Annotated in this window: 28 protein-coding genes and 2 tRNA genes; 18 read left to right on the top strand and 12 right to left on the bottom strand. The window is 33.4% G+C overall.

All coding sequences use genetic code 11. From position 1 onward, the window contains the following. Window positions 1-35: 35 nt before the first annotated feature. From porD to B5X64_RS00125, 5 genes are all read right to left on the bottom strand, one after another. The gene (gene porD, locus B5X64_RS00145; RefSeq protein WP_079463345.1) at window positions 36-935 is read right to left on the bottom strand and encodes a type IX secretion system protein PorD; all 900 of its coding nucleotides are present in this window, start codon (window positions 933-935) and stop codon (window positions 36-38) included. A gap of 38 nt (window positions 936-973) precedes the next feature. Beyond that, the gene (coaBC, locus tag B5X64_RS00140; protein WP_079463344.1) at window positions 974-2,176 is read right to left on the bottom strand and encodes a bifunctional phosphopantothenoylcysteine decarboxylase/phosphopantothenate--cysteine ligase CoaBC; all 1,203 of its coding nucleotides are present in this window, start codon (window positions 2,174-2,176) and stop codon (window positions 974-976) included. A 170-nt stretch (window positions 2,177-2,346) separates the two neighbouring features. Then, window positions 2,347-2,670 (bottom strand): DNA-directed RNA polymerase subunit omega, encoded by a 324-nt coding sequence (locus tag B5X64_RS00135; RefSeq protein WP_066675352.1) that lies wholly within the window; start codon window positions 2,668-2,670, stop codon window positions 2,347-2,349. A gap of 42 nt (window positions 2,671-2,712) precedes the next feature. After that, complete coding sequence (locus B5X64_RS00130) at window positions 2,713-3,708, bottom strand: outer membrane protein assembly factor BamD (RefSeq protein ID WP_079463926.1); 996 nt, start codon at window positions 3,706-3,708, stop codon at window positions 2,713-2,715. A gap of 97 nt (window positions 3,709-3,805) precedes the next feature. Beyond that, window positions 3,806-4,435, bottom strand: a complete 630-nt coding sequence (locus tag B5X64_RS00125) for a TetR/AcrR family transcriptional regulator (protein WP_079463925.1) — start codon at window positions 4,433-4,435, stop codon at window positions 3,806-3,808. A gap of 94 nt (window positions 4,436-4,529) precedes the next feature. On the opposite strand from B5X64_RS00125, the gene B5X64_RS00120 reads away from it, so the two are divergent. From B5X64_RS00120 to B5X64_RS00105, 4 genes are all read left to right on the top strand, one after another. Further along, window positions 4,530-5,156 (top strand): TatD family hydrolase, encoded by a 627-nt coding sequence (locus B5X64_RS00120; protein WP_079463343.1) that lies wholly within the window; start codon window positions 4,530-4,532, stop codon window positions 5,154-5,156. Continuing rightward, on the top strand, window positions 5,149-5,874 hold the full coding sequence (locus B5X64_RS00115; RefSeq protein WP_079463342.1) for a tRNA threonylcarbamoyladenosine dehydratase: 726 nt from the start codon (window positions 5,149-5,151) through the stop codon (window positions 5,872-5,874). Before B5X64_RS00120 ends, B5X64_RS00115 begins: the two co-directional genes overlap by 8 nt. After that, window positions 5,874-6,248 (top strand): ribonuclease P protein component, encoded by a 375-nt coding sequence (gene rnpA, locus B5X64_RS00110; protein WP_079463341.1) that lies wholly within the window; start codon window positions 5,874-5,876, stop codon window positions 6,246-6,248. The genes B5X64_RS00115 and rnpA overlap by 1 nt, the downstream gene beginning before the upstream one ends. A 185-nt stretch (window positions 6,249-6,433) precedes the next feature. Further along, on the top strand, window positions 6,434-7,039 hold the full coding sequence (locus B5X64_RS00105) for a DUF4126 domain-containing protein (RefSeq protein ID WP_079463340.1): 606 nt from the start codon (window positions 6,434-6,436) through the stop codon (window positions 7,037-7,039). A gap of 50 nt (window positions 7,040-7,089) precedes the next feature. On the opposite strand, the gene B5X64_RS00100 is transcribed toward B5X64_RS00105, so the two are convergent. After that, entirely contained in the window at window positions 7,090-8,316 is a 1,227-nt protein-coding gene (locus B5X64_RS00100) for a S41 family peptidase (RefSeq protein WP_079463339.1), read from the bottom strand. 26 nt (window positions 8,317-8,342) lie between these two features. Continuing rightward, window positions 8,343-9,092, bottom strand: a complete 750-nt coding sequence (locus B5X64_RS00095) for a nitrilase-related carbon-nitrogen hydrolase (protein ID WP_079463338.1) — start codon at window positions 9,090-9,092, stop codon at window positions 8,343-8,345. Between the two features lie 187 nt (window positions 9,093-9,279). Between B5X64_RS00095 and B5X64_RS00090 the strand changes: the two genes are divergently transcribed. From B5X64_RS00090 to B5X64_RS00065, 6 genes are all read left to right on the top strand, one after another. Further along, window positions 9,280-9,717 (top strand): DUF6646 family protein, encoded by a 438-nt coding sequence (locus B5X64_RS00090; protein WP_079463924.1) that lies wholly within the window; start codon window positions 9,280-9,282, stop codon window positions 9,715-9,717. Between the two features lie 105 nt (window positions 9,718-9,822). Beyond that, window positions 9,823-11,169, top strand: a complete 1,347-nt coding sequence (gene rseP, locus B5X64_RS00085) for an RIP metalloprotease RseP (protein ID WP_079463337.1) — start codon at window positions 9,823-9,825, stop codon at window positions 11,167-11,169. 81 nt (window positions 11,170-11,250) lie between these two features. After that, window positions 11,251-11,324 (top strand) — tRNA-Asn (locus B5X64_RS00080). A 181-nt stretch (window positions 11,325-11,505) separates the two neighbouring features. Further along, window positions 11,506-11,579, top strand: a tRNA-Asn gene (locus tag B5X64_RS00075). A gap of 232 nt (window positions 11,580-11,811) precedes the next feature. Next, window positions 11,812-14,337, top strand: coding sequence for a DUF5686 family protein (locus B5X64_RS00070; RefSeq protein ID WP_079463336.1), 2,526 nt, complete (start codon window positions 11,812-11,814; stop codon window positions 14,335-14,337). 183 nt (window positions 14,338-14,520) lie between these two features. After that, a complete protein-coding gene (locus B5X64_RS00065) occupies window positions 14,521-15,321 on the top strand; it encodes a T9SS-dependent choice-of-anchor J family protein (RefSeq protein ID WP_079463335.1) in 801 nt (266 codons plus the stop codon). A gap of 61 nt (window positions 15,322-15,382) precedes the next feature. On the opposite strand, the gene rpmA is transcribed toward B5X64_RS00065, so the two are convergent. The 4 genes from rpmA to B5X64_RS00050 form a co-directional block, all read right to left on the bottom strand. Further along, a complete protein-coding gene (gene rpmA / locus B5X64_RS00060; protein ID WP_028121647.1) occupies window positions 15,383-15,640 on the bottom strand; it encodes a 50S ribosomal protein L27 in 258 nt (85 codons plus the stop codon). Between the two features lie 28 nt (window positions 15,641-15,668). Then, window positions 15,669-16,046, bottom strand: coding sequence for a 50S ribosomal protein L21 (gene rplU / locus B5X64_RS00055; protein ID WP_076561496.1), 378 nt, complete (start codon window positions 16,044-16,046; stop codon window positions 15,669-15,671). Window positions 16,047-16,125: 79 nt separating this feature from the next. Beyond that, the gene (locus B5X64_RS23165; RefSeq protein ID WP_276327938.1) at window positions 16,126-16,257 is read right to left on the bottom strand and encodes a hypothetical protein; all 132 of its coding nucleotides are present in this window, start codon (window positions 16,255-16,257) and stop codon (window positions 16,126-16,128) included. Between the two features lie 17 nt (window positions 16,258-16,274). Beyond that, the gene (locus B5X64_RS00050) at window positions 16,275-17,018 is read right to left on the bottom strand and encodes a GLPGLI family protein (protein WP_164463463.1); all 744 of its coding nucleotides are present in this window, start codon (window positions 17,016-17,018) and stop codon (window positions 16,275-16,277) included. A gap of 74 nt (window positions 17,019-17,092) precedes the next feature. Here B5X64_RS00050 and B5X64_RS22475 point away from each other — a divergent pair, with 74 nt between their 5' ends. From B5X64_RS22475 to B5X64_RS00020, 6 genes are all read left to right on the top strand, one after another. Next, the gene (locus tag B5X64_RS22475) at window positions 17,093-17,635 is read left to right on the top strand and encodes a hypothetical protein (protein ID WP_111944903.1); all 543 of its coding nucleotides are present in this window, start codon (window positions 17,093-17,095) and stop codon (window positions 17,633-17,635) included. Window positions 17,636-17,909: 274 nt separating this feature from the next. Beyond that, window positions 17,910-18,794: a neutral zinc metallopeptidase gene (locus B5X64_RS00040; protein WP_079463332.1), complete on the top strand. Its 885-nt coding sequence runs from the start codon at window positions 17,910-17,912 to the stop codon at window positions 18,792-18,794. Between the two features lie 112 nt (window positions 18,795-18,906). Next, complete coding sequence (locus B5X64_RS00035) at window positions 18,907-20,001, top strand: acyltransferase family protein (protein WP_079463331.1); 1,095 nt, start codon at window positions 18,907-18,909, stop codon at window positions 19,999-20,001. Window positions 20,002-20,075: 74 nt separating this feature from the next. Then, window positions 20,076-20,657, top strand: coding sequence for a MiaE family protein (locus tag B5X64_RS00030; RefSeq protein WP_066675320.1), 582 nt, complete (start codon window positions 20,076-20,078; stop codon window positions 20,655-20,657). A 7-nt stretch (window positions 20,658-20,664) separates the two neighbouring features. Further along, a complete protein-coding gene (locus tag B5X64_RS00025; protein ID WP_079463330.1) occupies window positions 20,665-21,282 on the top strand; it encodes a DUF502 domain-containing protein in 618 nt (205 codons plus the stop codon). Window positions 21,283-21,369: 87 nt separating this feature from the next. Further along, entirely contained in the window at window positions 21,370-22,746 is a 1,377-nt protein-coding gene (locus B5X64_RS00020; RefSeq protein WP_079463329.1) for a tryptophanase TnaA, read from the top strand. 139 nt (window positions 22,747-22,885) lie between these two features. On the opposite strand, the gene B5X64_RS00015 is transcribed toward B5X64_RS00020, so the two are convergent. After that, on the bottom strand, window positions 22,886-24,085 hold the full coding sequence (locus B5X64_RS00015) for a PQQ-dependent sugar dehydrogenase (RefSeq protein ID WP_079463328.1): 1,200 nt from the start codon (window positions 24,083-24,085) through the stop codon (window positions 22,886-22,888). Window positions 24,086-24,196: 111 nt separating this feature from the next. On the opposite strand from B5X64_RS00015, the gene B5X64_RS00010 reads away from it, so the two are divergent. Continuing rightward, window positions 24,197-24,565, top strand: coding sequence for a BlaI/MecI/CopY family transcriptional regulator (locus B5X64_RS00010; protein WP_079463327.1), 369 nt, complete (start codon window positions 24,197-24,199; stop codon window positions 24,563-24,565). 5 nt (window positions 24,566-24,570) lie between these two features. Continuing rightward, the gene (locus tag B5X64_RS00005) at window positions 24,571-25,257 is read left to right on the top strand and encodes a M48 family metalloprotease (RefSeq protein ID WP_111944904.1); all 687 of its coding nucleotides are present in this window, start codon (window positions 24,571-24,573) and stop codon (window positions 25,255-25,257) included. Window positions 25,258-25,410 lie beyond the last annotated feature (153 nt).

Below are 25,410 nucleotides of genomic sequence, written 5' to 3'. Positions count from 1 at the left end.
AAAATTTAGAAGTCAGAATTAAAAAATTAAGACAGTTACTTCCATTTATTCCACTTAGATTCGGTATTCTTGGGTGAAAAAATAATCATCTGCTGTTTCAAAGTTCCAATATTTATTGCCCCATTATTTCCTGAATTGAAAATGTTGAATATCTCATCCGCCTTGTTATCCATAAAAAGATTGAAGAAATAATTCTGCTGGAAAGAGTTTTCGTAGGTTTTCAGCTGTAATAAGGCATCAAAAATAATCTTCTTAGCTTGTGATTGGTCTTGATTAAACAATCCATCTAAACCTGCTCTGTGATACGTATAAATAGTAGAACGAAGTTGGCTCATATTAGGATTAAGAATTTCTCCAATCAAAATAGAACGGCTCCTAGGCTCATTAATCTGATTCCAACCTTCGTAATTTCTGTTTTGAGAATTTTGAGCAATTTGTTGTGCTTTTGAAAACCACTGAGTTCCTCCCATTGACTGGAAGCTGTCTGCATCGTAACCCAAAATAAGATAAACATAAAAGCTGATTACATCAATTAAGTTTTTCCCCGAAAACTGCCTTTCGTTGAAAATAAGGTTTTCGTTTTCAGCATATTCGAAAGCAAATCTGTTATCTTTAAGATTTAAAAGGGGAGATTCGTATGAACTATTAAAAACAGGGCGAACCGCCTGAATAACTATAGCTCCTTTATATTTGTTTCCGTCTCGTTCGCTGAGAACAATCGCGAAATTTGATTTTATTTTTTCGAAATTCTGAAGTTTTTTACCTGTCCAGCTTGTATTGTTGATAAAATCTCTGAGACTTTTTTCTAAAGCTTTATAGGCTTGTGTATTGCTTCCACCTAAGCTCTGAGAATTTACCTGAACTGTAGCCAGAAGTTCCTGAGAAAAACTGAAATTGAATACAATCAGAAAAAAGAGTATGATTATTTTTTTCATTTGACAAATTAAAAGTTGAAAACGGAAATTTATAACATTTATTTTAAAAATTGAGCTTCAATGCAATCGAGAATATCTTTAGCGACATTTTCTTTTGATTTTAAATCAAATTCCATTTTCTCTGTTTTGGTAAAAATTTTTATTTTGTTGGTGTCATTTTTAAAACCAGCACCTTCGTCACGAAGAGAGTTTAGAACAATCATATCCAGATTTTTCTTCGCGAGTTTTCCTTTAGCATTTTCTTCTTCATTTTGAGTTTCCAAAGCAAAGCCTACCAAAAACTGATGTGCTTTTTTCTCACCCATCGTTTTTAATATATCCGGATTCTTGATGAGTTCTATTGTGAAAGTGTCTTCATTTTTTTTAATTTTTTCTGAAGCTACTACTTTCGGAGCATAGTCTGCAACCGCAGCGCTTGCGATTCCTATATCGATGGTGTTGTAATATTCGAAAACTTTATCGAGCATTTCTTTTGCTGACGTAATTCGGTGTAAATCGATATTTTCATGTTTCGGTTTCAAAGAACTCGGTCCTGAAATCAGAATTACTTTTGCACCTCTTTTTGCAGCTTCTTCAGCTAAAGAAAAACCCATTTTTCCTGAAGAATAATTTCCTATAAAACGAACAGGATCAATGGCTTCGTAAGTTGGTCCGGCTGTAATTAAAACTGTTTTTCCTTCCAGCGATTTTTTTTGATCTGCATTAAAAAATTCTTCAATAGATTTAACAATAGTCTCCGGTTCCGCCATTCTTCCCTGACCGATTAAACCACTTGCCAATTCTCCGCTTTCCGCAGGAATTACAGTATGCCCAAATTCTCCGGCAAGCTTTAGGTTGCTTTTGGTTGAAGGATGTTGATACATATCCAAATCCATAGCAGGAACAATAAAAACAGGGCATTTAGCCGACATGTACGTCGCAATCAAAAGATTGTCGCAAATCCCGTGAACCATTTTTGCCAAAGTGTTTGCCGTACAGGGCGCAACAATCATTATATCTGCCCAAAGTGCCATTTCAACATGGCTGTTCCAAGTTCCGTTATCGCTGTAAAATTCAGTGTAAACAGGATTTTTTGAAAGTGTAGAGAGGCTAAGTTTAGTAACAAAATGTTCAGCATCAGGAGACATAATTACCTGAATTTCGGCTCCTTTTTTCACTAAATCTCTGATGAGGAAATGAATTTTATAGGCAGCTATTCCGCCAGAAACGGCAATGAGAATCTTTTTCCCTGAAATACTCATGTAGATTTTTTTAAAGGACTAATTTACTGATTTTTTCAAGACTGTCTTTATCTTAATGCTCTGCATTTTATCTACATTAAGAATTTAAGTGGAATTGATATATACAAACAACAAAAATCATAGAAGAAACTAATCTTCTATGATTTTATATTTTATAAGAATGAAATTTATTATTTTCTTTCTTCAGTCTTTCTGAAATATATATCACCATCTAACCATTCTTGGATAGCGATAGATGTTGGCTTTGGAAGTTTTTCATAATGTTTTGAAATTTCGATTTGTTCTCTGTTTTCAAAAACTTCTTCCAAAGTAGAGTTGTGAACAGCAAATTCGTCTAATTTATTGTGTAATTCAGTACGGATTTCTGCATTGATTTGTTCTGCTCTTTTCCCCATGATCACAATAGCTTCATAGATTGAACCTACTTTATCTTCAATCTTATCTTTATCGTAAGTAATAGTATTTACTTCTGCTTTTGTATCTTTTACGCTCATTTTGAGAAAATTATTTTAATTATAAGATGGCAAATTTACGAATTATCTTTGGATTTTGAAAGTCGCTGCAGGAGGAGGGGTACTTAGTGCCGCACTGTCTCTCTGAATCTGCATTGCTTTCTTTTCGTTAGCGATTTGTTCTTTAATTTGCTGTTCAGTTTTACTTTGCTCTGCTAGCTTATCAGCAATTTTTTTCTGCTTTGCTGTAAGTACTGCAATTTTTTCTTCCATTTGTTTCTTAGCAACAACAAAATCTTTTTTCTCTTTTTCGAGTTTTTGTCTTAAATCTAAAGCTGTTTTGGAATACTCTGTATCTGGAAGTTCTTTTTCAACCTGTTTGGTAAAAGCCAATGCACTTTCGATACGCTCGCCTTTTAGGTCATAATTTGAACCTAAAGCTAAAGAATAACGTGCTTTCATCATGTAATCATAGATTTTCGGACGAAGCTTTGTACTTGGGAAGTCATCCAAAACATTTTCAAAAGTAGTTACAGTTGCTTTGTAATCTGCCATTTTGAAATATTGCTTAGCATTTTCGAAAGCCTTGAATTCTAATTTATAAGAAAGTTCATCAATCATTGTGTTAATGTTTTTTGATCTTTCAGAATTAGGATACGTATTCAAAAATTCCTGAAGCTCATTAATTGCTAATTCTGTACTAGACTGATCTAAGTTATAATCCATAGAACCGTTGTAGTAACACAATGCAGACATATAAGCAGCTTCTTCTTTTCTGTTATCCTGAGGGAAACTTACTGAAAAGTTTTTAAACTGATTTCCTGCCAGTCTGTAATTTTTATCGTAATAATTGGCATACGCAGAATTGAATACCACATTTGGCGCCTCATCTGTCCCTGCAACCAAATTTGGAAGTCTGTCATAAAGTGCCAATGCATTTTTCCACTTCTTTTTAGCAAAATTTTCGTTTGCAGCTTTAAGAATAAAGTTTTTGTCTGCACTTCTCAATGCTTTTTCCTGCTGACTTTTGCATGATGCCAAAACAGCAATAGCGAAAATACCTAAAATATACTTTTTCATATAAAATGTAACAGTTTTCGGGTTTACCGACCTATTAATTTGCAAAAATATAACTTTTTTGCTAAAAGATTTTTTTTTATGATTATTTAACGTAAAATTAGTCTGCTGAGTATCCCAAAACAGCAAAAGTATTCATTAAAAGATTCATTCTTACCTTTTTTTCAGCTTCTTTGGTATATGATTCATCATCTTTGTGAGGCACATACAGTTCATAGAAATTCTTATTCCTGATGACAAATAAAGTAGAACCTATAATGGTTGTAAGGATGTCTTCAGGCTTTGGTGTAAATGTAAAAACGCCTGAAGTAACACCTTTTTTGATGACTTCATCTAATTTTTTCACAAAAAGCTGATAAAAATCTAGAAGTTCATCCTTCAGATTTTCAGTATGTCGAAGTTCCTGAGTTACAAAACCATGAAAATAATTATATCTGAAAAGCTGGCTTACAATATATTTTATCATTTCTTTCATCTGCATTTCCGGTCTGCCCTCTTTTATGGTGTCTGCAAATTCAGAAAAATTCTCTCTTGTTTTTAATACTCTATATTGGTATAGATAAGACATCATCTTTTCTTTAGAACCGAAATAATAAGAAATCATTGCGACATTAATGTTGGCTTTTGTGCAAATATCTCGTACAGATGTTCCCTCATATCCCTTCTTAGCGATGAGTTCTTCGGCAATATCAAGAATGTGAATTTGTTTCTCAGAAAACTTTTTCCCCATAATTACGTTTTTAGTAAAGTTAAGACTTTTTAACATATCTATAAACAGTTGTTTAATAATTTTCAGTCTTACTCGAATTGTAGTATTTTTGAATATGGGATTTTTTGATTTTCATCATCACAAGAAAAATACAAGTAAAGGAATTTACAATCTGGAATATGGTGAAACTCCAGCAGGTTTTCCGTATTCAATAGGAATTCATCCTCAGGATATTCAGTGTGAAAGTATTGAATGTCAATTCGATTGGTTGAAGTCTAATATTACTGAAAACTGTTTTGCAATTGGAGAATGCGGTCTTGACGGATTGATTTCAACTGAACAAAAAATACAGGAACAAGTTTTTAAAAGACATATCGAAATTTCTAATGAGTTTAAAAAACCTTTAATTATTCACTGTGTAAGAAAATTCTACGAAGTGATTTCTTTCAGGAAAATAGCGAATCAACCGATGATTATTCACGGATTTAACAAAAAGCAGAGTATCGCCGATGATTTGCTTAAAAATAAATTTTATTTGAGTTTTGGAAAACCTGTTTTGTATAATCTATCTTTGCAGAATGTTTTAAAGACAACTCCTTTAGATAAAATATTTCTTGAAACGGATAATGAAGATTTTAATATCGAAGAATTATATGTAAAAGTTTCAAAATTAAAAGGAATTTCTTTAGAAAAACTTAATGAACAGATTTTAGAAAATTTAGAAACGATTCAGCATGGATAAAGTTTGGCTTGAAAGAACAGAATTATTGATAAAAGAAAAAGGTGTTGAAAAATTAAACAAAGCCGCTGTTCTGGTTGTAGGTTTAGGTGGAGTCGGTTCTTTTGCTGCAGAATTTTTAGCGAGAGCTGGTGTCGGAAAGATGACCATTGTAGATGGAGATACTGTAGATATTACAAATATTAACAGACAGCTTCCTGCTTTGCATTCTACTGTAGGAAAGCATAAAGTAGATGTCGTTTCAGAAAGATTGATGGATATTAACCCGAATCTTGAGCTGGTAAAAGTCAATGAGTTTTTGAATCCTGAAAGAATGGCAGAAATTCTAGACGGTGGAAATTTTGATTATATATTAGATTGTATTGATAGTGTTAGTCCGAAAGTGTCATTAATTATTGCTGCAAGACGCAGAAAAATAAAAATTGTAAGCTCAATGGGAGCCGGCGGAAAATCTGATCCTTCTAAAGTTATCGTTCGTGACATCAGTAAAACACAGCATTGTCACCTTGCAAGAGAAGTAAGAAAAAGGTTGAAAAAAGAAAAAATAGACAAAGGAATTCGTTGTGTATTTTCAGATGAAATTCAGGATGAAGATAGCCTAAAAATGACAGACGGCAGCAATTATAAAAGGTCTTTTTATGGAACCATCAGTTTTCTTCCTGCAATTTTCGGATTGTATGCTGCATCCGAAGTTATCAACCACTTACTGAAGAAATATTAATGTCTGATTTTAAATATCCAAAAGCAGAAAAGCTCAAAAAAGATACTGAGATTACTTTACTTTTTGCAAAAGGTAAATGGAGAAGTTGCGGAAATTTGCGCATAATTATTCTTAAAAATCATCCGGATTTACAAAATGAAAATGTGAAATTAGGAGTTTCGGTTTCTAAAAGATATTTTAAAAAAGCGGTGTACAGAAATCGTGTAAAAAGACTTTTGAGAGAATGTTACCGTTTAAATAAAGATCTTTTTAAAGCGAGTTTTGGCGATAAAACAATTGCGATGATGTTTTGGGTATCGAATGAACTTCCTAAGAAGTTTCAGGATGTGGAAGCGGAGTTTATTAAATTATGCCAGTCTCAGAAGAAATCATAAAAGATTATAATTTATCATTTATAAAAAAAATTGCGTTCCAGAGGAGCGCAATTTTCGTTTTTTTGTAATTTTCTACAACGGTTCAGTTCCGAAATTTATCATTTTTATCAAGTAAAATCATATTTAAAAATTTGAGAGATAAGTATTTGTATTTTTTGTAGATTTAAACAAACAATTGATGACCTATGCTAGATCAAATTCCTTATCTTCCTTATGTTTTGAGCGCATTTATTGGCATCGGACTTGCTGCGGCAACTGGTTTTAGAGTATTCTTACCAATGTTTGCAGTGAGTTTAGCGTCTTATTTTCAATGGATCCCCACTCATGAAAGTTTTGAATGGCTTTCTGGTCTTCCTGCATTAATTACTACAGGAATTGCCACTTTAGCAGAAATTTTAGCTTATTATATTCCGATCGTAGATCATTTACTCGATACTGTTTCTGTTCCGATGGCGACGATTGCGGGTTCTGTACTTTTTGCAAGTCAGTTTGCGGATCTAGGAACATTTCCGCAATGGGGATTGGCTTTAATTGCGGGAGGCGGAACTGCTGCAACGATCAGTTCTGGATTTGCAGGAATTCGGGCCGCTTCTACTGCGACAACTGGTGGACTTGGAAATCCTGTTGTGGGAACGACAGAAACTGCAGGGGCAGGAATTATGGCTGTTTTAGCAATGGTGGCTCCGGTAATCGCTGCTTTTCTGGCAATTATTACGGTAATTACTGTCGTGATTTTAGGTAGAAAAGCTTTGAGGAAATTAAGAAAGCGAAAAGAAGTTTTGAATAATTAAAGTTTAAACTGTTTTCGCTATAATCGCAAATCAACATTTAGCTAATAAAATTATAGAGAGTTTTTCTTTATAATTTCTACAGTTTTAAATAACCAATTTTCATTTTCGGTAAGTTCAATGTTTGGTGTGATACCAACATATTCATATTGAAGTAGATCTTTATAGTTTTTATCAAAAACCTTAGTGGGAAGGAAAATTACATAATCATTATTAGGGAAAGGAGCTTGATGAATATCTCGAAATGAAGTCATTCCCATCGTGTTTTCTCCAATAGTTTTAATCGGCTTTAATCCTCTTAAATGAAGAATGAATAGCTCCGCAGCACTTGCCGTATTTCTGTTTTGTAACACAAAAATATTTTTAGGATCCTTTATCTTTTTAATTCCGTTAAGCAATGTTTCATATGCCATTGCTCCGCCGGGATTATCTCTTAAGTCAAAAATAATGTTTTTGTATTTTTTATAGTTTGGCAAAACCGATTTTTCGAAAAACTCTACAAACTCTTTGTTTTCATCAATAGTTAAATTTCTAAAACTTCTTATTGAAACGTATAATATTTCATTGTCGATGATTTCAAAAGATAATTTTTGTTTAGATCTATTGAAAATCAGGCTTTCTTCTCTAGTGAATTTACTGATGTTAAATTTTTTGATAAGGCTTTCTAAAGATTCTGTTTTGAAATATCTAGGATCTTTAGAAATAGTATATGAAACGCCTTCATAAAAATTACTTCCTTTAGTAAATTTTAGAATTAATTCTCCTTTTTTCCAAAATTTTGAATCTGAACTTTTTACATAACCTTTAAACGAATTTTGAGAATCTTGAAAAATATAAATATTAATTTTGTCTATTAAAGAGTTGTAAATGTATTCTGGATTCTTATGTTCTATAAGAGAATCAATATTTATTTTTGGTAAGGAGTTGAATTTTTCCGAATTTAAAAAGTTATTAACTGAAGTTGAATCACTAAAATCAAGATTGTTTTTTACTAAAATTTGCAAATGACCATCCTGGATGGTTCGCATAATTTTTTGTAAATATTCTTTGCAACTATAAGGGTTATTATCTTTGATTGCAATGTTTTTGATAGAGTCTGCTTTTATTTGGAGATTTACTTTATTCTTAACTAAATACTTGTACGACGGCGATTTTTCTTCCAGCGTTTTAATTAAAAAATCGATATTCTCCGCGCATTTGTTATTTTCTTGAGCGTACGAAAGGCTTGATAATATTGTTGTTAAGATGAAAAATAATTTTCTGATGGTTCGTTTGTTCATAAGATCCCAGCTAACAAAAGTTTGAATTATTTTATTTCAAAAAGATCCCGATCATTCAAAAACTGAAAATGGTTTCTGAAATCTTTTAGTTCTTCTAAATTTAATTCGGCTGAAATCAACTTTCCATTTTTCTGAGAAATTTCTTTACCATCAGCAAAAAAGCAATGTGAACTTTCCTGGTAAAAAAGATCATTTCCGTCTGTTCCGATTCTGTTTAAACCGAAGACATATGACAGATTCTCAATCGCTCTTGCTTTCAGTAAATGTTCCCAAGCTCCGACTCTCTTTTCCGGCCAGTTGGCAACGTATAAAATAGCATCATAATCATTATTATTTCTTGCAAAAACAGGAAATCTTAAATCATAACAAATCTGCAACAGGAAACGAATTCCAAGATATTCTACAATTACTCTGTCTTTTCCGGGAGTATAGATCTTATCTTCGCCTGAAAAGGAAAACAAATGCCTTTTATCATAAAATGTTACTTCAGAATTTGGTTTTACAAAATACATTCGATTAAAAAATTGATCATCAACTTTTATAGAAGCACTTCCTGAGAATGCTGCGTTTTTCTCTTTTGAAACTTTCTTTAAAAATTCCAACGATTCTTCATTTCTATCTGAAACTTCAGCCGCATCCATGCAAAAACCTGTAGAAAACATTTCCGGCAAAAGAAATAGATCTGCTTCTTGATTTTGTAGTTGTTTTTCAATCAATTGAAAGTTCTCGATTTTATTTTTCCAGATAATATCCTGATTTAACCCTATAATTTTCATACGCAGATTTCTATTTTTTTTAATTGCCGTATGGAATCGCCTTTTTAAAATCACATCTATGATTTAAAAACAAACATGGCGATTTCATATTTCAAATTCAAAACTTGCATAAAATTACAGTTTTTAAATGGTTTCGGTTTTATATTTGCTGCAAATTGTGATTAGTAATATTTTAAAATTAAAATCTATGAAGAAATTGGTTTTTATGTTGATGATTTTTACCGGAGTGGCGGTCAGCGCACAAGCTTACATCGGAAAAGGGGATCAGAAAGTTAATTTAGGATTCAATGCATGGGGTTATGGAACGGGAATTACCGCGACTTACGACTATGGTTTAAACCAGTTAATATCTGTCGGAGCCGGAGCAAATGCTTATTTTGACGGATATAAAGATAATAACGATGATAATCGAGTTTTTATATTTGGAAGAGTTAATTTCCATTTAAAGGAAGCTTTAGAATTGCCAGAGAAGCTTGATATTTATCCAGGAGTTGATTTGGGAGTACTCGGACGAGACTTTGGAATTGGTGCTCATATTGGTGCAAGATATTTCTTTACAGACAAAGTAGGTGTTTTCGCAGAGGTGGGAAATAACGGAAGTTTGGGAGTTTCTTTCAATTTTTAAAAATCAGCCACAATATATGACAAAGCTTCTCATTTAGAGGAGCTTTTTTGTTTGGCATCCTTTTGATAATTGTTACCTTTGCAAATTAAAATCTAAAAACAATTAATGGAATTAGCAATTAAGATCTTTCAATTTATATTAAGCATCTCTATCTTAGTAATTCTTCACGAGCTTGGGCATTTCTTGCCCGCAAAATATTTTAAAACCAAAGTAGAAAAGTTTTATCTTTTCTTCGACCCTTATTTTTCTCTAGTTAAAAAGAAAATTGGAGAAACAGAATATGGTATCGGATGGCTTCCTTTCGGAGGTTATGTGAAAATTGCCGGAATGGTTGACGAAAGTATGGATACCGAGCAATTGAAGCAGCCTGCGCAACCTTGGGAATTCAGAGCAAAACCAGCTTGGCAGAGATTGATTATTATGTTGGGTGGTGTTACGGTAAACTTCTTCCTTGCTTGGTTGATTTACGGTTGTCTTTCGTTTTTTAATGGAGAAACTTCTTTTGATACAGCGAAAGTGGATGCTCCGATGAATTATACGAGCGTTGCTAAAGGAATGGGTTTCCAGGATGGAGATAAAATCTTAAAAGTTGACGGAAAAACTCAGAATAATCTTGATAAATTAGCTTTAGATGTTCTTTTAAGTGACGAAATCACAGTTTTAAGAAACGGAAAAGAAGTTACCTTCCCAACGAATGACGATGGTAAAGCGATGGCTTTCAGAGATGAGAATCCCAGAGCATTCCTTACGCCAAGATTTCCTGCAGTAATCGATTCTATATACAATCCTAAAACTGCTCAAGCTGGATTAAAAGTTGGTGACCAGGTTGTGGCTGTTGATGGAAAGAAAATTTCTTATTACGACGAATTTCAGGAAACTGTAAGAAATAGTCCCGGGAAAGATCTTAAAGTAGATGTAGTAAGAGGTGGAGCAATTCAGCCGCTTGTTTTATCGGTATCTAAAGAAGGAACTTTAGGATTAGCTTCTTATAAGCAATTGACTAAATTCTACGAAACAAAACATTTTACTTTTGGAGAATCTATCGGAAGAGGTTTCACGAGAAGTATTGAGAGTTTAACATATCAGGTAAAACAGTTTAAATTAATCTTCAATAAAAAGGTTCAGGGTTATAAGAAAGTAGGTGGGCCATTGGCTATCATCAAAAATATGCCTGTTGATAAAGCAAAAGACGGAAGCGTATCGATCGACTGGACAGCTTTCTGGAGTTTTACGGCAATGTTCTCTGTTTGGTTGGCATTCTTAAACTTAATTCCGATTCCTGGATTGGATGGCGGTCACGTTATTTTCACTTTATACGAAATGATTGTTGGAAAACCTGTTCCACAAAAGATATTGGAGAACGCTCAAATGGTTGGGGTTATCTTCCTGTTAGGCTTGATGTTACTTATCTTTGGAAGTGATATTTTTAAATGGGTTACAGGAAATCTTTAAAATTATTTAAAAAAAATAAATAAAAAACTTGCGTGGTTTAAATATCAGTACTATATTTGCACCACTCTAAAAGAGGAACATTCCTCCTTAGCTCAGTTGGTTAGAGCATCTGACTGTTAATCAGAGGGTCCTTGGTTCGAGCCCAAGAGGAGGAGCAAAAAAGACTTACATTACTGTAGGTCTTTTTTGATTTTAATACTTTTCTGTTTCAAATTAATTTAAAATTTAATTTACTGAAATATAATCTGATAGCACTTTTCGGGTAATTTTGAGTAAAAAATATTTGCTTGATATTATTTTTCATATTATCTTTGCAGCACCTTAAAAGAGGAACATTCCTCCTTAGCTCAGTTGGTTAGAGCATCTGACTGTTAATCAGAGGGTCCTTGGTTCGAGCCCAAGAGGAGGAGCAAAAAGACTTACATTAGTGTAAGTCTTTTTTGTTTTATTTTCTTCCCAAAAGATAACTTCTCTTTTTTATCAAAGATCAGCTTTAAGCTTTCTCTAGGCACAATATTCATAGCTTTATTTTCGTTACATTTGCAGTTTTACAGATAAACACAAAAGTCTTTAAAAAACTTTTAAAATTTAATAATAAAACAGCATAGTTTTTGTTTAAGCTAACGCTCGAAGATACGAATGATGTCAACCAATCAATTTAAATACGGTTTCCTATACATATCCCTTTTTATAACCAGTCTTTTTCATGCCCAAAACTCAGCAAACGGAAAGATTGTAGATGCTAAGACCAACAAAGAGATTAGTGCGGTTGAGGTTTTTATTAATGATAGTAACACGCCTGTTCTTACAACTACTTCCGGAAGTTTCACTGTGAAGTCTGATAGTATTATTTACAAACTGAAATTTCAGAAAAAAAATTATGCTTTAGAAAGTGTAGAAATTACTCCGGATAATAGTAATAATCTTGTTGTCAAACTGTCTTCCGAAAAAGTAAGCAGCATTGAGGAAGTTGTTATTCACAACGAGAAACCAAAATTTAAAAATAAAAAAGAGAATCCGGCATACAGAATTATGCAGGAAGTCTGGAAACGTAAGAGAAATAACGGTCTTGATAAGTTTAATACCTATACATACAAAGAATATGAAAAGATTCAATTTGATGCCAATAATCTAGACAGTGCTTTTATGCATAGAAAAATCTTTAATAAATTAGATTTTATTTTTGATTACGCCGACTCTACTGCAAGAGGAAAAATGGCGCTGCCTATTTTCTTAAATGAATCTATTTACAATCATTTCGGACAAAACAAGCCCAATAAAAAAACTAAAAAACTTTTAGTTGCCCAGAAAACTTCGGGTTTTCAGGATAATCAGGTGATTGCAATTACAGCTAAAAACCTGTACCGTGATATTAATATTTATGATAACACTTTAAATTATTTTGATATTGGTTTTCCAAGTCCTGTAGGAACCGATGGTTTTAGCACGTATGATTACAATTTGACAGACACTGTCTCTATTCGAGGTGAACAGGCGTATAAAATACGCTATCAGCCGAAAAGAACGGAAGTTTTAGCTTTTCAGGGATATCTTTATATTGATACCGATTCTTACGCGGTTTTAGAAGCTACTTTAAAGTCAACAAATAAAATAAATGTCAATTTCATCAACGCGATTTCTACGGAATTGCAATATGACAATCCTGATGATGAAACATTTTTGCCTAAAAAATACGTCACAGAAATTGAAATGACTCCTTTTTCCAAGAAAAAGACCGCAAAAAGCATTATTGCTAAAAGATCTGTAGATTATTCTGACTATGATTTTAATAAACCTTTATCGGACACTGTTTTCACAAGAAAAAAAGAAGAATACGACGATAGCTTTGTAGACAAGGATGACGATTTTTGGGTAAATGCAAGACCAGACTCGTTGTCTAAAGAAGAAAAAGGCGTTTATGAAATGCTTGATCGATTGCAACAGACCCCCAAATTCAATAGAATTATTAAGCTTACAGAAACACTGGCATCTCGATATTATAATGTTACTAAAGGGATTGATTTGGGTCCTATAACATCTATTTACGGAAAGAATGAAGTGGAAGGAGATAGAATAAGATTAGGAGCAAGAACGTATTTTACCCAAAATGACCCGTGGAGAGTGGAGTTTTATAATGCGTATGGTTTTAAAGATCAGCAATTCAAATATGGGGTAGAAGGTCGATATATGTTTAATAGAGTCAATCGTTTTATGATAGGAGGAGGAACAAAAAGGGACGTCACGCAACTTGGGGTACAATTAACGACTGAAGACGGAATTTTATCACGCTCATTTGCTTCTTCAACGGTATTTGCAAGAGGAGAAAACGCCTCTTTGAGTTCGGTAAACCAAACAAGTTTTTTTACATCTATTGAGCCTTGGAAGAACTTTCAGGTAAGAGTTGACGGAACGATGCAAAGCATTAAATCTGCTAATCCTTCAGGTTTTAGTTTGATGTATTTCAGAAATGGTGATTTAAGAAAGACGACCAATGATTCACATGTTACTATCAGTTTGATTGCAAGACCGGGCGCTACTTTTTCTCAAACCGGAGTTGACCGATATGAGCATGGAACTTTGGCTCCGACCATTGTTTTAAAATATACGAGAGGTATTGAAGGTTTGTTTAATGCGGATTTTAATTATAATAAATTGCAGTTTATGTTTTACAAGCCGATTCTATTGGGAAGTTGGGGAAAAACATTGTTGAATTTTGAAGCCGGAAAAAACTTTGATACTGTTCCTTTAGCATTACAGAATATTATTCCGGGGAACCAGTCGTACGGAATTGTTCCGAATACATTTGCTCAGTTAAATTACTATGAGTTTGTTGCAGATACCTATTCTACGCTTCATATAGAACATCATTTCAATGGTAAAATACTTTCTTATATTCCTTTAATCAAGAAATTGAAGTTAAGAGAAGTTGCGTTTATCAGAGGTGCTTACGGATCATTAAGCGATGCTTCAAAAAATATCAATGTTGATAATTTAAAATATTCTGCACCCGATCAGCAAGTGTATTATGAATACGGATTTGGTGTTGAAAATATAGGTTTCGGAAATATCAGAATTTTCCGTGTAGACTTCAACTGGAGAGGGAATTATCTTGATAGACCTGATGTTTCCAAATTCGGAATTAAAGCAGGTTTTCAGTTTGGATTTTAAGAGTATGTTGAGTCCTGAAAGCTCGATATAGTATTAAAAGGACATAAATAAATTAACCCTGGGTAAAGCTTTTGCTCAGGGTTTTTATTGGTTTTTAGTTTGATTTCTAGAAACTTAGATTTGTTAATAATTATCTTTTTCGTTTTATTTATGTATATTCGATAAAACTTTAAACTAATTATTATGAAAAAACTATTTATCCCTTTTGTTTTGTTAGGAATGTCTATTAATGCTCAGGTTACTACATTTCCTTGGAATGAAACTTTTGAAACAACTTCTGCAACAGCATCTGCATGGACACAAATCTATGAATCCGGAACAAGGGATTGGGAAAATGTTTCCGTTGCTTATGCTGGCTATACAACGGGTGCATATCAGGGAAATCTAATGGCAGAGTTTGACATCACTTCATTTGACGGAGATGCAACGAAATACGTAAGTCCAGTTTTGAATTTATCTTCTGTAAGCAGTCCTACTTTAGAATTCTATTATAGAAACAGGGATTGGGGTGGTGACCAAAATGAACTTAAAGTTTATTACAGAACCTCTGCTACAGGAGCTTGGACGCTAATCACAACTTTTAACAGTAGCATTAGTGATTGGACGAGTTCGGGAGTATTAACATTACCTTCGCCATCAGCAACTTACCAAATTGCATTAGAAGGGGTGGCTTGGTATGGATATTCAATTCATGTTGATGATGTTTTGGTAAAAAGTGGAACTTTATCTACTTCTGAGCTTGATAAGCAGAAAAATATATTAAAAGTGTATCCTAATCCAACATCAGATTTTATAAATATTAAATCTGAGAAAAGAGTTTCAGATGTCTCAATATTTGATTTAACTGGAAAACAGGTGAACTATATTAAAGGAGATAATACAGAAGTGAAAATTCCTGTACATCAATTGCCTGCGGGGACATATATTATTCAAATGAAAAATTCAGAAGGAATACTTAGCTCTCAAAAATTCATCAAAAAATAGAAACATAAAAAATCCTCAACAAAAATGCTGAGGATTTTATTTTTATAAAACGCTAATTTAATTATGCGTTCGGTTCAATAGATACAAATGATCTGTTGTTTGCTTTCTTTCTGAAAACTACTTTACCGTCAACAAGAGCGTGTAAAGTGTGATCTTTACCCATACCAACATTTTCACCTGGGTGATGTTGAGTACCTCTTTGTCTGATAATAATGTTACCAGCAATAGCGTCTTGTCCACCGAAAATCTTCACACCTAATCTTTTAGAATGAGATTCTCTACCGTTTTTGGAACTACCAACTCCTTTCTTGTGTGCCATTTTATTTTAAGGTTTTTTGGTTAAACAATTATTCTGCGCTTTCAGCGTCAGCTTTTTTAGTTGTTTTTTTAGCAGGCTTCTCTGCTTTTTTTCCTTCAAATCCTGTGATTCCAGTGATTTTGATTTGAGTTAAAGATTGTCTGTGACCGTTTTTAACTTCATAACCTTTTCTTCTTTTCTTTTTGAAGATGATTACTTTATCAGCTTTTACGTGGTCAAGGATCTCTGCCTCTACAGTGATACCGCTTACAGCTGGGGCGCCTACAGTGATTGCTCCGTTTACAGTAAGTAAGATTTTATCGAAAGATACTTTTCCTCCTTTATCTCCTTTCAAACGGTTCACAAACAACTTCTGGTCTTGCTCAACTTTATATTGAAGCCCTGCTATTTCTACAATTGCAAACATTGTCTATAAATTTTTAGTTAATTCGAGGTGCAAATGTACTGATTATTTATTTAGTAACAATATGATTTTGAGAAATTTTCTACTTTCTGTGTAGATTTAATTCCAGCTGATTGTTGACCGATTTATATTTTTTTGCCATAGACTCTTCAAAGAACTTAATAATTTCTGCGTTATTGGTTATTTTTTTGCCACCTTCGGTAGTCACGGTCATAGAGGTGTTGGGACTAGCTAAATCAAGCTTAATGTCTTTTGCAGGGTCATTTTATAAGTCATAAATAACTTTTTGTATTGAGCCGGATTTACTTTCACTCCTTCAAATTCATGTTTAGCTTCCTTTTCCAATGCTAAAATATAATCCCAGGAATGATCTTCAGCTTTCAATTTTTTATTTCCTTTCAATAAAAACTGATGCGATTTGGTTTTGTCTTCCAATTTTACAATTAAACCGGGCAAACCGTGAAACTTGTATGGCCCATCCGGAAAAGGTAAATCCTTAGAAAACCAGGCTTCCCAAATTCGCCCTCCAAAATTCGCAGTCGCTTTTTGGCAATTATAGTTTTCAATTTTTTGTGTTTCAGGAAGAATATTCCATTTAAAAACAGGTGTTTCTTCCACAATCATATTGGTTTGCTCAATATTTGTAAACCAAGTCGTTTTAAAACTCGGATATAACTTTTCTATTAAATAAGAAATATTCCATTCGTCTGTAGTTGAAGAATAGCTTATGCTGTTGGGTGTAGATTTCCTTTGCTCAATAATCGAATTGTTTGCGATAGAATCACTCGCAAATTTTGCCTGACCATAAAAATAAGATTTAGTAGGGAAAATATCAAGATTGACAAACTCTTTCTTCAGGCTGTCTGTTTTTGTTGAATCAATTCTAAACTGATATTCATAAATGAAACGGTTTCCCTGTGCTGATAGATTCAGGAAGGCAAGAAAAAGCAAAATGATACTAAAATTTAATTTCATAATGATGTGATTTTTCCTCCAAATATAGAAATTAAATTGTTTCTGCTTTATTTGTACTTTTGAAAAAATGTTCAATGAAAATAATTTTAAGCATTCTACTGTGTTTGTCACTTGCATCATGCACTGTATATGGAGTAACAAATGATTATAAGAAACTTTCGGATGATGATAAATCGACTATTGTTTCTCTGAAGAATTTTGATGACACAAACGTAAAGTACATTTACAAAATAAATGGAAAACAGCTTAAAGAAGAGCTAAAAAAACATCCAAAATCTGTGGTCTACATTTTCTCAAATGGTTGCACCTCTCAATACTGTCTTCCAATGTCAAATTATGAAAGATTTGCGAAAGAAAACAATTACAAACTTTTTTTGATAATGGAAGGCTATGCACATCTTGATAGAACAATAGCGCAACGCTCAGAGGTTTTTAAAGAACAACTCTATTCAATTGATAATGACTTTTACAATTCCTGGTATTCTGTAAGATATCATAGACTTTTTGAAAACGAATTGCGTGGAATTGAGAAAAAAGCAAAACCAGAATGGGAAGGAGGTTTATATTTCTTCAATTTTGATACATTAGAAAAAGTTACAAGAGACTTACCTCAATAGAATGAACAGAAACCTTTATATTGATTTTTCGAAAGGTTGAGCAAGCTTTCAATTATTTCTATTCACACCGCTTTCTGATTGAGATAGGTTTATATCATTTCAAAAATTTGTGTCTTTTCTTTTTGGTGCCGTACTTTTTGTTTTAAGCAAAATGACACTTGAATCAAATATCTAACAATAATTTTTTACCTGCATAGCATAGTTTTTTTTCAGTATGAATTAGTGAATTATTTCACATTATTGTATATCTTCGCTTTCACCAAAATATTTCAATATGAAAAGAAACTTTAATTTCTGCTTACTAGCAGGAGCGTTTGCTGTATTCTCATTATCAGCATGTAACGACGATACAATGGAAACTCCTGTATCTGAAACTCAAACAGAAAACTTAAAACCTGAGCAGCCAAGCGATCTCGAAAAAATCTGTTATTATGTAGACCAGTACTGGAGCTCAAATGCCGTATTGACAACGTCCTTACCTAATTCTACAGACACGAGTTTTATGAATGCTCAGATGACAAAAATTGCCAGTTTATGGGGAAGGAGCAACCCAACATTACGTTTCGTAAATGATCCGTCTAGCCCAAATTCTACGTATAATGCGATTTCGTATTCTACCGGAAAGATTTATTATGGCTATGCGATCTATGCCGATGCAAAAAACAAAGGTGGAAACATCGTGAATGCAATGATTCTCGCTCATGAATACGGGCATCAGTTGCAATATATTTTTGGACTTCCATCTGTAAGCGAATCGACCGCAAGACCAAACGAATTGGAAGCGGACGGTTTTGCAGGATATTATCTAAGAAGACCTAATGGCTACAACCAAACATCATTTGCCCAGATTGCAGCAGCATATGAGTTTGCACAAAGTATTGGCGATTATCAGACAACCAGTGCAGGACACCACGGAACGCCGCCTCAGAGAAGATCTGCAGTGCGTTTAGGTTTCCTTCTAGGGCAGTACGAACTTTCTGCAGCAGATTTTGATTACAACTTCTTTTATTATTATCAGGGAGTTTTAAACGGAACTTACAAAATGGCAAAAAATTCGAAGTTTCCTGAGTTGGATGCTTACATGAGTCAGTACCTTGATGAGTTGAAACAAATTCAGTCAGGCGAAATTTCTGCAGAAGAGTTTAAAGAACTTAAATAAACATTCATTTTAATATCTTTTAGTACAGAGGTAAGACATTATTCTTACCTCTTTTTCTTTATGTACAATATTCACAAAGTTTAATTACTTTTGAAAAATATTCCACATCTAGATGAACAGAGATCTTTACATTGATTTTGCGAAAGGTTTAGCCACACTTTCCATTATATTTATTCATACGGCATTTTGGTCGGGACAGTTTTACATTATTCCGGAAATCCGGGTGTTTTCTTTAGTTTTTGATGTTGCCATTTTTTATGCTTTAAGTGGTATCACTTCAGGAAATAATATTGAAAAAACGCTTTATCGTTTACTAAAATTGCAGATAACGTACATGATTTTTGTGACGCTTCTGTTCTTTTTAGATTATTTCTTTAAAATATTCGGACTCACCTTTTTCTCACTCGAATGGCTGCAAAGTTTTTACTCAACGTTTGGCTCAAAATATTCGGCAACCAGTATTTCAACAACTCCACAATGGCAGAATTTAGGAAATTGGTATCTTCACGAATACAGGAATGCAGATACTTTCCCTGTTGTGATGGGAAGCTTTTGGTATCTTAAAGTCTATTTTATTTTAACCGTTTTCGGAGTTTTAATTTTAAAATTTTTCCCGAAACATGTCAATTGGTTTATCGGACTTTGCATTGCTTTAACTTTATTATTTAATATTTTCCCGGAAATTTATCCGAGCGGACAAGTAGGGTATGTTGCTTTTTATATGACTGTTTTCCTTGTTGGAAACCGAATGAGAGGCAAAAAAATACCGACAAAAATGATTCCTGTTCTTTACGGATTGGTTGCCCTAGCTTTGGTTTGGATGTTTTGGTACTTCGGAAATGAAATATTTTTTAAAATCAATAAGCAAAAATTTCCACCGCAAACGCCATATATTATCTGGACTTTCTTTTCTCTGACGACTTTGTTTGTTTTGTACAACAGGTTAAAGATCACCAAAGAAAATTTTGTTACGCATATTGGTAAAAACGCAATCTTCTTTTATTTCGGTCAGGGAATCAGCTCGTCATTGATTTATTTTCTGGTTGTCCCAATGAAAGAATTGATGCCTTGGTGGGTTTTGATGGTCATTATTTATATCATTAATGTTGCTTTAGCGTTTATCATCGCAACTGGTTTGAAGAAATTTGATGATTTTGGCTGGAAGATTTTAGAATTTTTAAGAAAGAAAACGGCTGCTCAAAACTAAATCTGCTATCGAATTTGAAACAAAACAATAATTCTTATCGCAATTTATTTTAAATTTACAGAAATTTTTAAATTATGTTTAAGTTGAAACTTCCTACCGATCCAAGGTGGGCAAATATTGCGGAGGATAACATTCAAGAAATTTTAACCGATCATGCATGGTGTGAACAAAAAGCTGCTACCAATGCGATTGGACTGATTACAATGCTTCCGGAACGTCCAGATATTGTAAAAGAACTTTTGGCAATTGCTCAGGAAGAACTGGAACATTTCGGACAGGTTCTTGAGATTATTACAAAACGAGGCTACACTTTTGGACGTACAAGGAAAGATGATTACGTCAATGAATTGGTCAATTTTATTCAAAAAGGAGGGCACAGAGATACTTTAATTGTCGATAAAATGCTTTTTGCAGCGATGATTGAAGCGAGAAGCTGCGAAAGATTTAAAGTTTTAACAGAAAATATAAAAGACGAAGAACTAAAAACTTTCTATAAAGAGTTAATGATTTCTGAAGCCAATCATTATACCACATTTATCGGTTTTGCAAGACAGCTTGGTGACCCTGAAAAAGTAAATAAAAGATGGGAAGAATGGCTGGAATATGAAGCAGGCATCATAAAATCTTACGGAAACAAAGAAACTATACACGGATAAAAGCAAATTGAAAAAGCCGACTTTTGAAAATCTGACTAATTTTTTCCTGAAAAACTTTTTTCAGGGATTATTAATTATTGGTCCCATCGGATTGACCATTTTTGTAATCTGGTATGTGATAACGTCGATTGACAATATCATTCCGTCCGTTGCAAGTGAAATTCCGGGGTTGGTTTTTGTTTCTACTTTGCTGATTACTGCTTTGTTGGGGTATTTAGGAAATAAATTCGTAGTCGGAAGATTTTTTGTAGATGCTATTGACAGGCTCTTGGAAAAAATGCCGGGTATTAAGCACATTTACTCGCCTACGAAAGATGTTATGTCTTCGTTTGTAGGTGATAAGAAGAAATTTAGCGATCCGGTTTGGGTGAAAACCAACGAAAATCCAGAAATTTGGAGAATCGGTTTTCTTACGCAAAAGGAAATGGCTGATGTGCATAAAGATAATTTTGTAGCAGTTTACCTTCCGCATTCTTATGCAATTTCTGGCTGGGTGATTGTGACTGAAGAGAAAAATATCAAACCTGTTGTAGGAATGTCTGCAGCTACGGCAATGAAATTTGCGGTAAGCGGCGGTGTAGCAGGTTTTCATTCAGATGAAAATATATTTAAAGCTCCTGAGTAAATTCTTTTTACTCCTTTTAAATACATCTGATGATTTGAAAATTAGTTTCAAATAAATTTTTCTTTAATAAAATCTAAAATATATCACATGGAATTACCATACGCAGAACCGTTTCGTATTAAAATGGTGGAAGAAATTCGTCAATCTACAAGAGAGGAAAGAGAACAATGGCTGAAAGATGCTAAGTTCAATTTATTTAATCTAAAATCTTCGCAGGTTTACATCGATCTTTTAACAGATTCCGGAACAGGAGCGATGTCAGACAGACAATGGGGCGCTTTGATGACTGGAGACGAAAGTTACGCTGGGTCTCGTTCATTTGAAGAGCTGCACAATACAGTTAAAAGAATTACAGGTTTCAAATATTTATTACCAACACACCAAGGAAGAGCTGCTGAAAATGTTTTGTTCTCAGTTTTGGTAAAAGACGGAGATGTAGTTCCGGGGAACTCACATTTTGATACTACAAAGGGTCACATCGAAATAAGAAAGGCACATGCAATCGACTGTACGATTGATGAGGCTTTTGATATTAATGATCTTCATCCTTTCAAAGGAAATATCAACCTTGAAAAATTAGAAGAAGTTTACAAATCTCATCCAAAAGAGCAGATTCCTTTCTGTTTGGTTACCATTACATGTAATTCTTCAGGAGGTCAACCAGTTTCTCTTGAAAATATGAAAGCAGTAAAAGAACTTTCAGATAAATATGGAATTCCTGTATTTTTTGATTCTGCAAGATTTGCTGAAAATGCTTACTTCATCAAAAAAAGAGAAGCAGGTCAGGAAAACAGAAGCATTAAAGATATCTGTAAAGAAATGTTTTCTTACGGAGAAGGAATGACGATGAGTTCTAAAAAAGATGGTTTGGTAAATATCGGAGGTTTCATTGCTTTAAATAATGAAGAGGTTTTCAGAAAAGCATCAAACTTCACGATTATTTATGAAGGTTTCATCACTTACGGTGGAATGGCAGGAAGAGATATGGCTGCTTTGGCAGTTGGTCTTGATGAAGCAACAGAATTTGCTTATTTGGAAAGCAGAATTTCTCAGGTTGAATATCTTGGAAATAAATTAATTGAATATGGAATTCCTGTGCAGAAGCCAATTGGCGGACATGCTGTTTTCATCGATTCATTAAATTTCTTACCTAATGTTTCTCGTGCAGAATATCCGGCGCAGACTTTAGGTCTTGAAATCTACAAAGAAGCAGGAATCAGAACGGTAGAAATTGGAACTTTATTGGCAGACAGAGATCCTGAAACGAGAGAAAATCGGTATCCGAAATTAGAATTGGTTCGTTTGGCAATTCCTAGAAGAACGTACACCAATAATCACATGGATTACATTGCAGCTGCGGTGAACAATGTATATGAAAGAAGAGACGAAATTTCAAAAGGGTATAATATTACTTGGGAACCTGAAATTTTAAGACACTTCACCGTCCATTTGGAAGAAGCTTAAATTTTTTATAATAATTGATAAAAGTTAGGGCGCAAAATCGAAGATTTTGCGCCCTAACTATGTTTGATAATGTTTTTTTGATAGGATTTTATCCTATCCTTTTTTAAATCGTCCCTTTGGGACTCTCTATTTTTTAGATTTATTTCTTAGATATTTTATACAATTTTCCGCTGTCGGTAATTCCGTAAAGATTTCCGTCAGAACCATTTAAAACATCTCTAAATCTTTCTTTTTGATCTAAAAGCAAACGTTCTTCACCAACAACTTTATTGTCTTTTATCACAATCCTGTTGATATGTTGCCCGCTCAAACAGGCGATGAATAGATTATTTTCCCATTCATCAATATTTCCGGTGTAGAAAGTTATTCCGCTTGGTGAAACTACAGGATCCCAGTAATAAACGGGCTGTTCGGTTCCTTCTTTTTGGGTCGTTCCGTTATTGATTTTTTCTCCCGAATATTCAATTCCATAGGTTACATCACCCCAACCGTAATTTTTTCCGGGTTGAATCAAATTAATTTCATCTCCACCTCTCGGTCCCATTTCGATATCCCAAAGCTGACCTTTTTCATCTAAAGCTAAACCTTGCGGACTTCTGATCCCGAACGCATAAATTTCAGGTTTATAACCGGTTTTTCCGATAAAAGGATTTCCCGGAGCAGGTTTTCCGTCTTTGGTTATTTTTAAAATTTTACCTAAATAATTATCGGTTTTCTGAGCGTAAACACGAGTTTCTTTATCTGATCTTTCACCTGTACTTACAAAAAGGTTTCCGTCTTTATCAAAAACCAATCGGCTTCCGTAATGTTTATCACCATCATAAGTTGGTGTTGCACGGAAAATTACTTTTACCTCAGAAATATTTTTTAAATCAGATGAAAGTTTTCCTTTTGCAACGGCAGTATGATTTCCGCCTTCATAAGGCTCAGAATAGCAGAAGTAAATAATATTATTGGTTTTAAAATCAGGATCGAGTGCAACATCGAGCATGCCGCCTTGTCCTTTTGAATCTACCTTCGGGAATCCTTCAATTTTAGAAATTTGTTTTCCATCGTTAGAAACAACATTCATAAAACCTGTTTTTTCAGTAATCAAAAATTTTCCGTCAGGCAAATTGATGATTCCCCAAGGTCTACCTAAATCTTTAGATAGAATTTCTACATTATAAGGTGTTGTTGTTTTTATAGGAGTAATGCGGGTTTGACCTTCAAAAGCAGGCTTGTAATTGGTATTTGCTTTTTCTTCTTTTGCGGAAGGCTCGCTTGGCTTTCCTTTTCCCTGACAAGAAACAATTGTGGTTGCTGATGCCAGTAAAATGGGTAAGAGAAGTTTTTTCATATTTAAAATTTAGATTGGTTTCTGAAATGAAAGGAAAAATAATGCCATAAAAAAGTTGTGCAATTAAAATTTTATTCTATATTTGTAGAGCAGGATTTAATTTTGTAGAACATGAATGAAATAAAACTCACAAACTCCGAAAAAATATTGATGGATATTCTTTGGGAAAAAGAAAAAGCATTTTTGAAAGATATTTTAGAATCATATCCTGATCCTAAACCGGCAACAACTACCGTTGCAACGGTGCTTAAAAGAATGCAGAATAAAGATTTGGTAGGCTTCAGGCTTTTTGGAAATTCTCGTGAATACTTTCCAAAAGTGGCAAAAGGAGAGTATTTCAATGAGGAAATGACTTCTATGATTGACCGTTTTTTCAACAGTTCAGTAACGCAGTTTGCTTCGTTTTTTACATCCAATTCTAAACTGTCACAGAAACAATTGAAAGAACTTCGGGATATTATTGATCAACAGATAAAATAATAATTATGTTAATCGTTTTAAAAATAATTTTGTGTTCAGGTGTCTTGCTGGGTTTGTATCACTTGTTTTTGGTCAAAGAAAAAACATTTACATTCAATAGGTTTTATCTGATTACAGCTTTACTATTTTCATTATGCATTCCGTTTGCAACTATAGAAACGAAAGAGGTTGTAAAAGAAATTCCTGCAACAATTTTTGTAGAAGGAAATGAACAAGTTATAGAAGCACAAATTGTAACACCACAGGAAAGTTTTGATTATACAAAAGCTCTTTTAATTGGCTATTGTATCGTTTCAGGGATTTTAATTTTTAAAATTGGATATTCTGTTATAAAAATCAAAAAATTAAAAGGAAGAAAAATTAAGTATCAAAACAGAACTGTTTTTCTTCTGAAGCAAGACTTAGCTCCTTTCAGTTTTTGGAATACAATTTATCTTTCAGAAACTTATTTTAAGGATTCTAAAATTGAAAATTCTGTGTTTTTGCACGAAGAAATTCATGTAAAGCAAAAGCATTCTTTAGATATTCTTTTTGTTGAAATTTTAAAAGCTATTTTTTGGATCAATCCATTTATTTATTTCTATAAGAAAGCGATGGTTAATAATCATGAGTTTAATAGTGTAATTAGTAAGAAAACCTGTTTAAACTTTTATTTTTCTGAGAAACAAGATAGAGAAAGCGAGATAATGTAGATTTGTCCAAGTAATATTCAAAGTCTCAAATCTTATTAATAAAGCTTTGAAGCTATCAAGCCATGCATTTGCTTTTTCTATTTTGAATCTTCTTTTATACAACTCATTATCAAAATATTTTTCATTCTTTGTATCCCTGTTACGAGGATTCCC

This window comes from Chryseobacterium balustinum (assembly GCF_900168205.1).
Lineage (GTDB): Bacteria > Bacteroidota > Bacteroidia > Flavobacteriales > Weeksellaceae > Chryseobacterium > Chryseobacterium balustinum.
The sequence above is the reverse complement of the archived record's forward strand: the minus strand, read 5'-3'. Positions and strand labels throughout refer to the sequence as shown.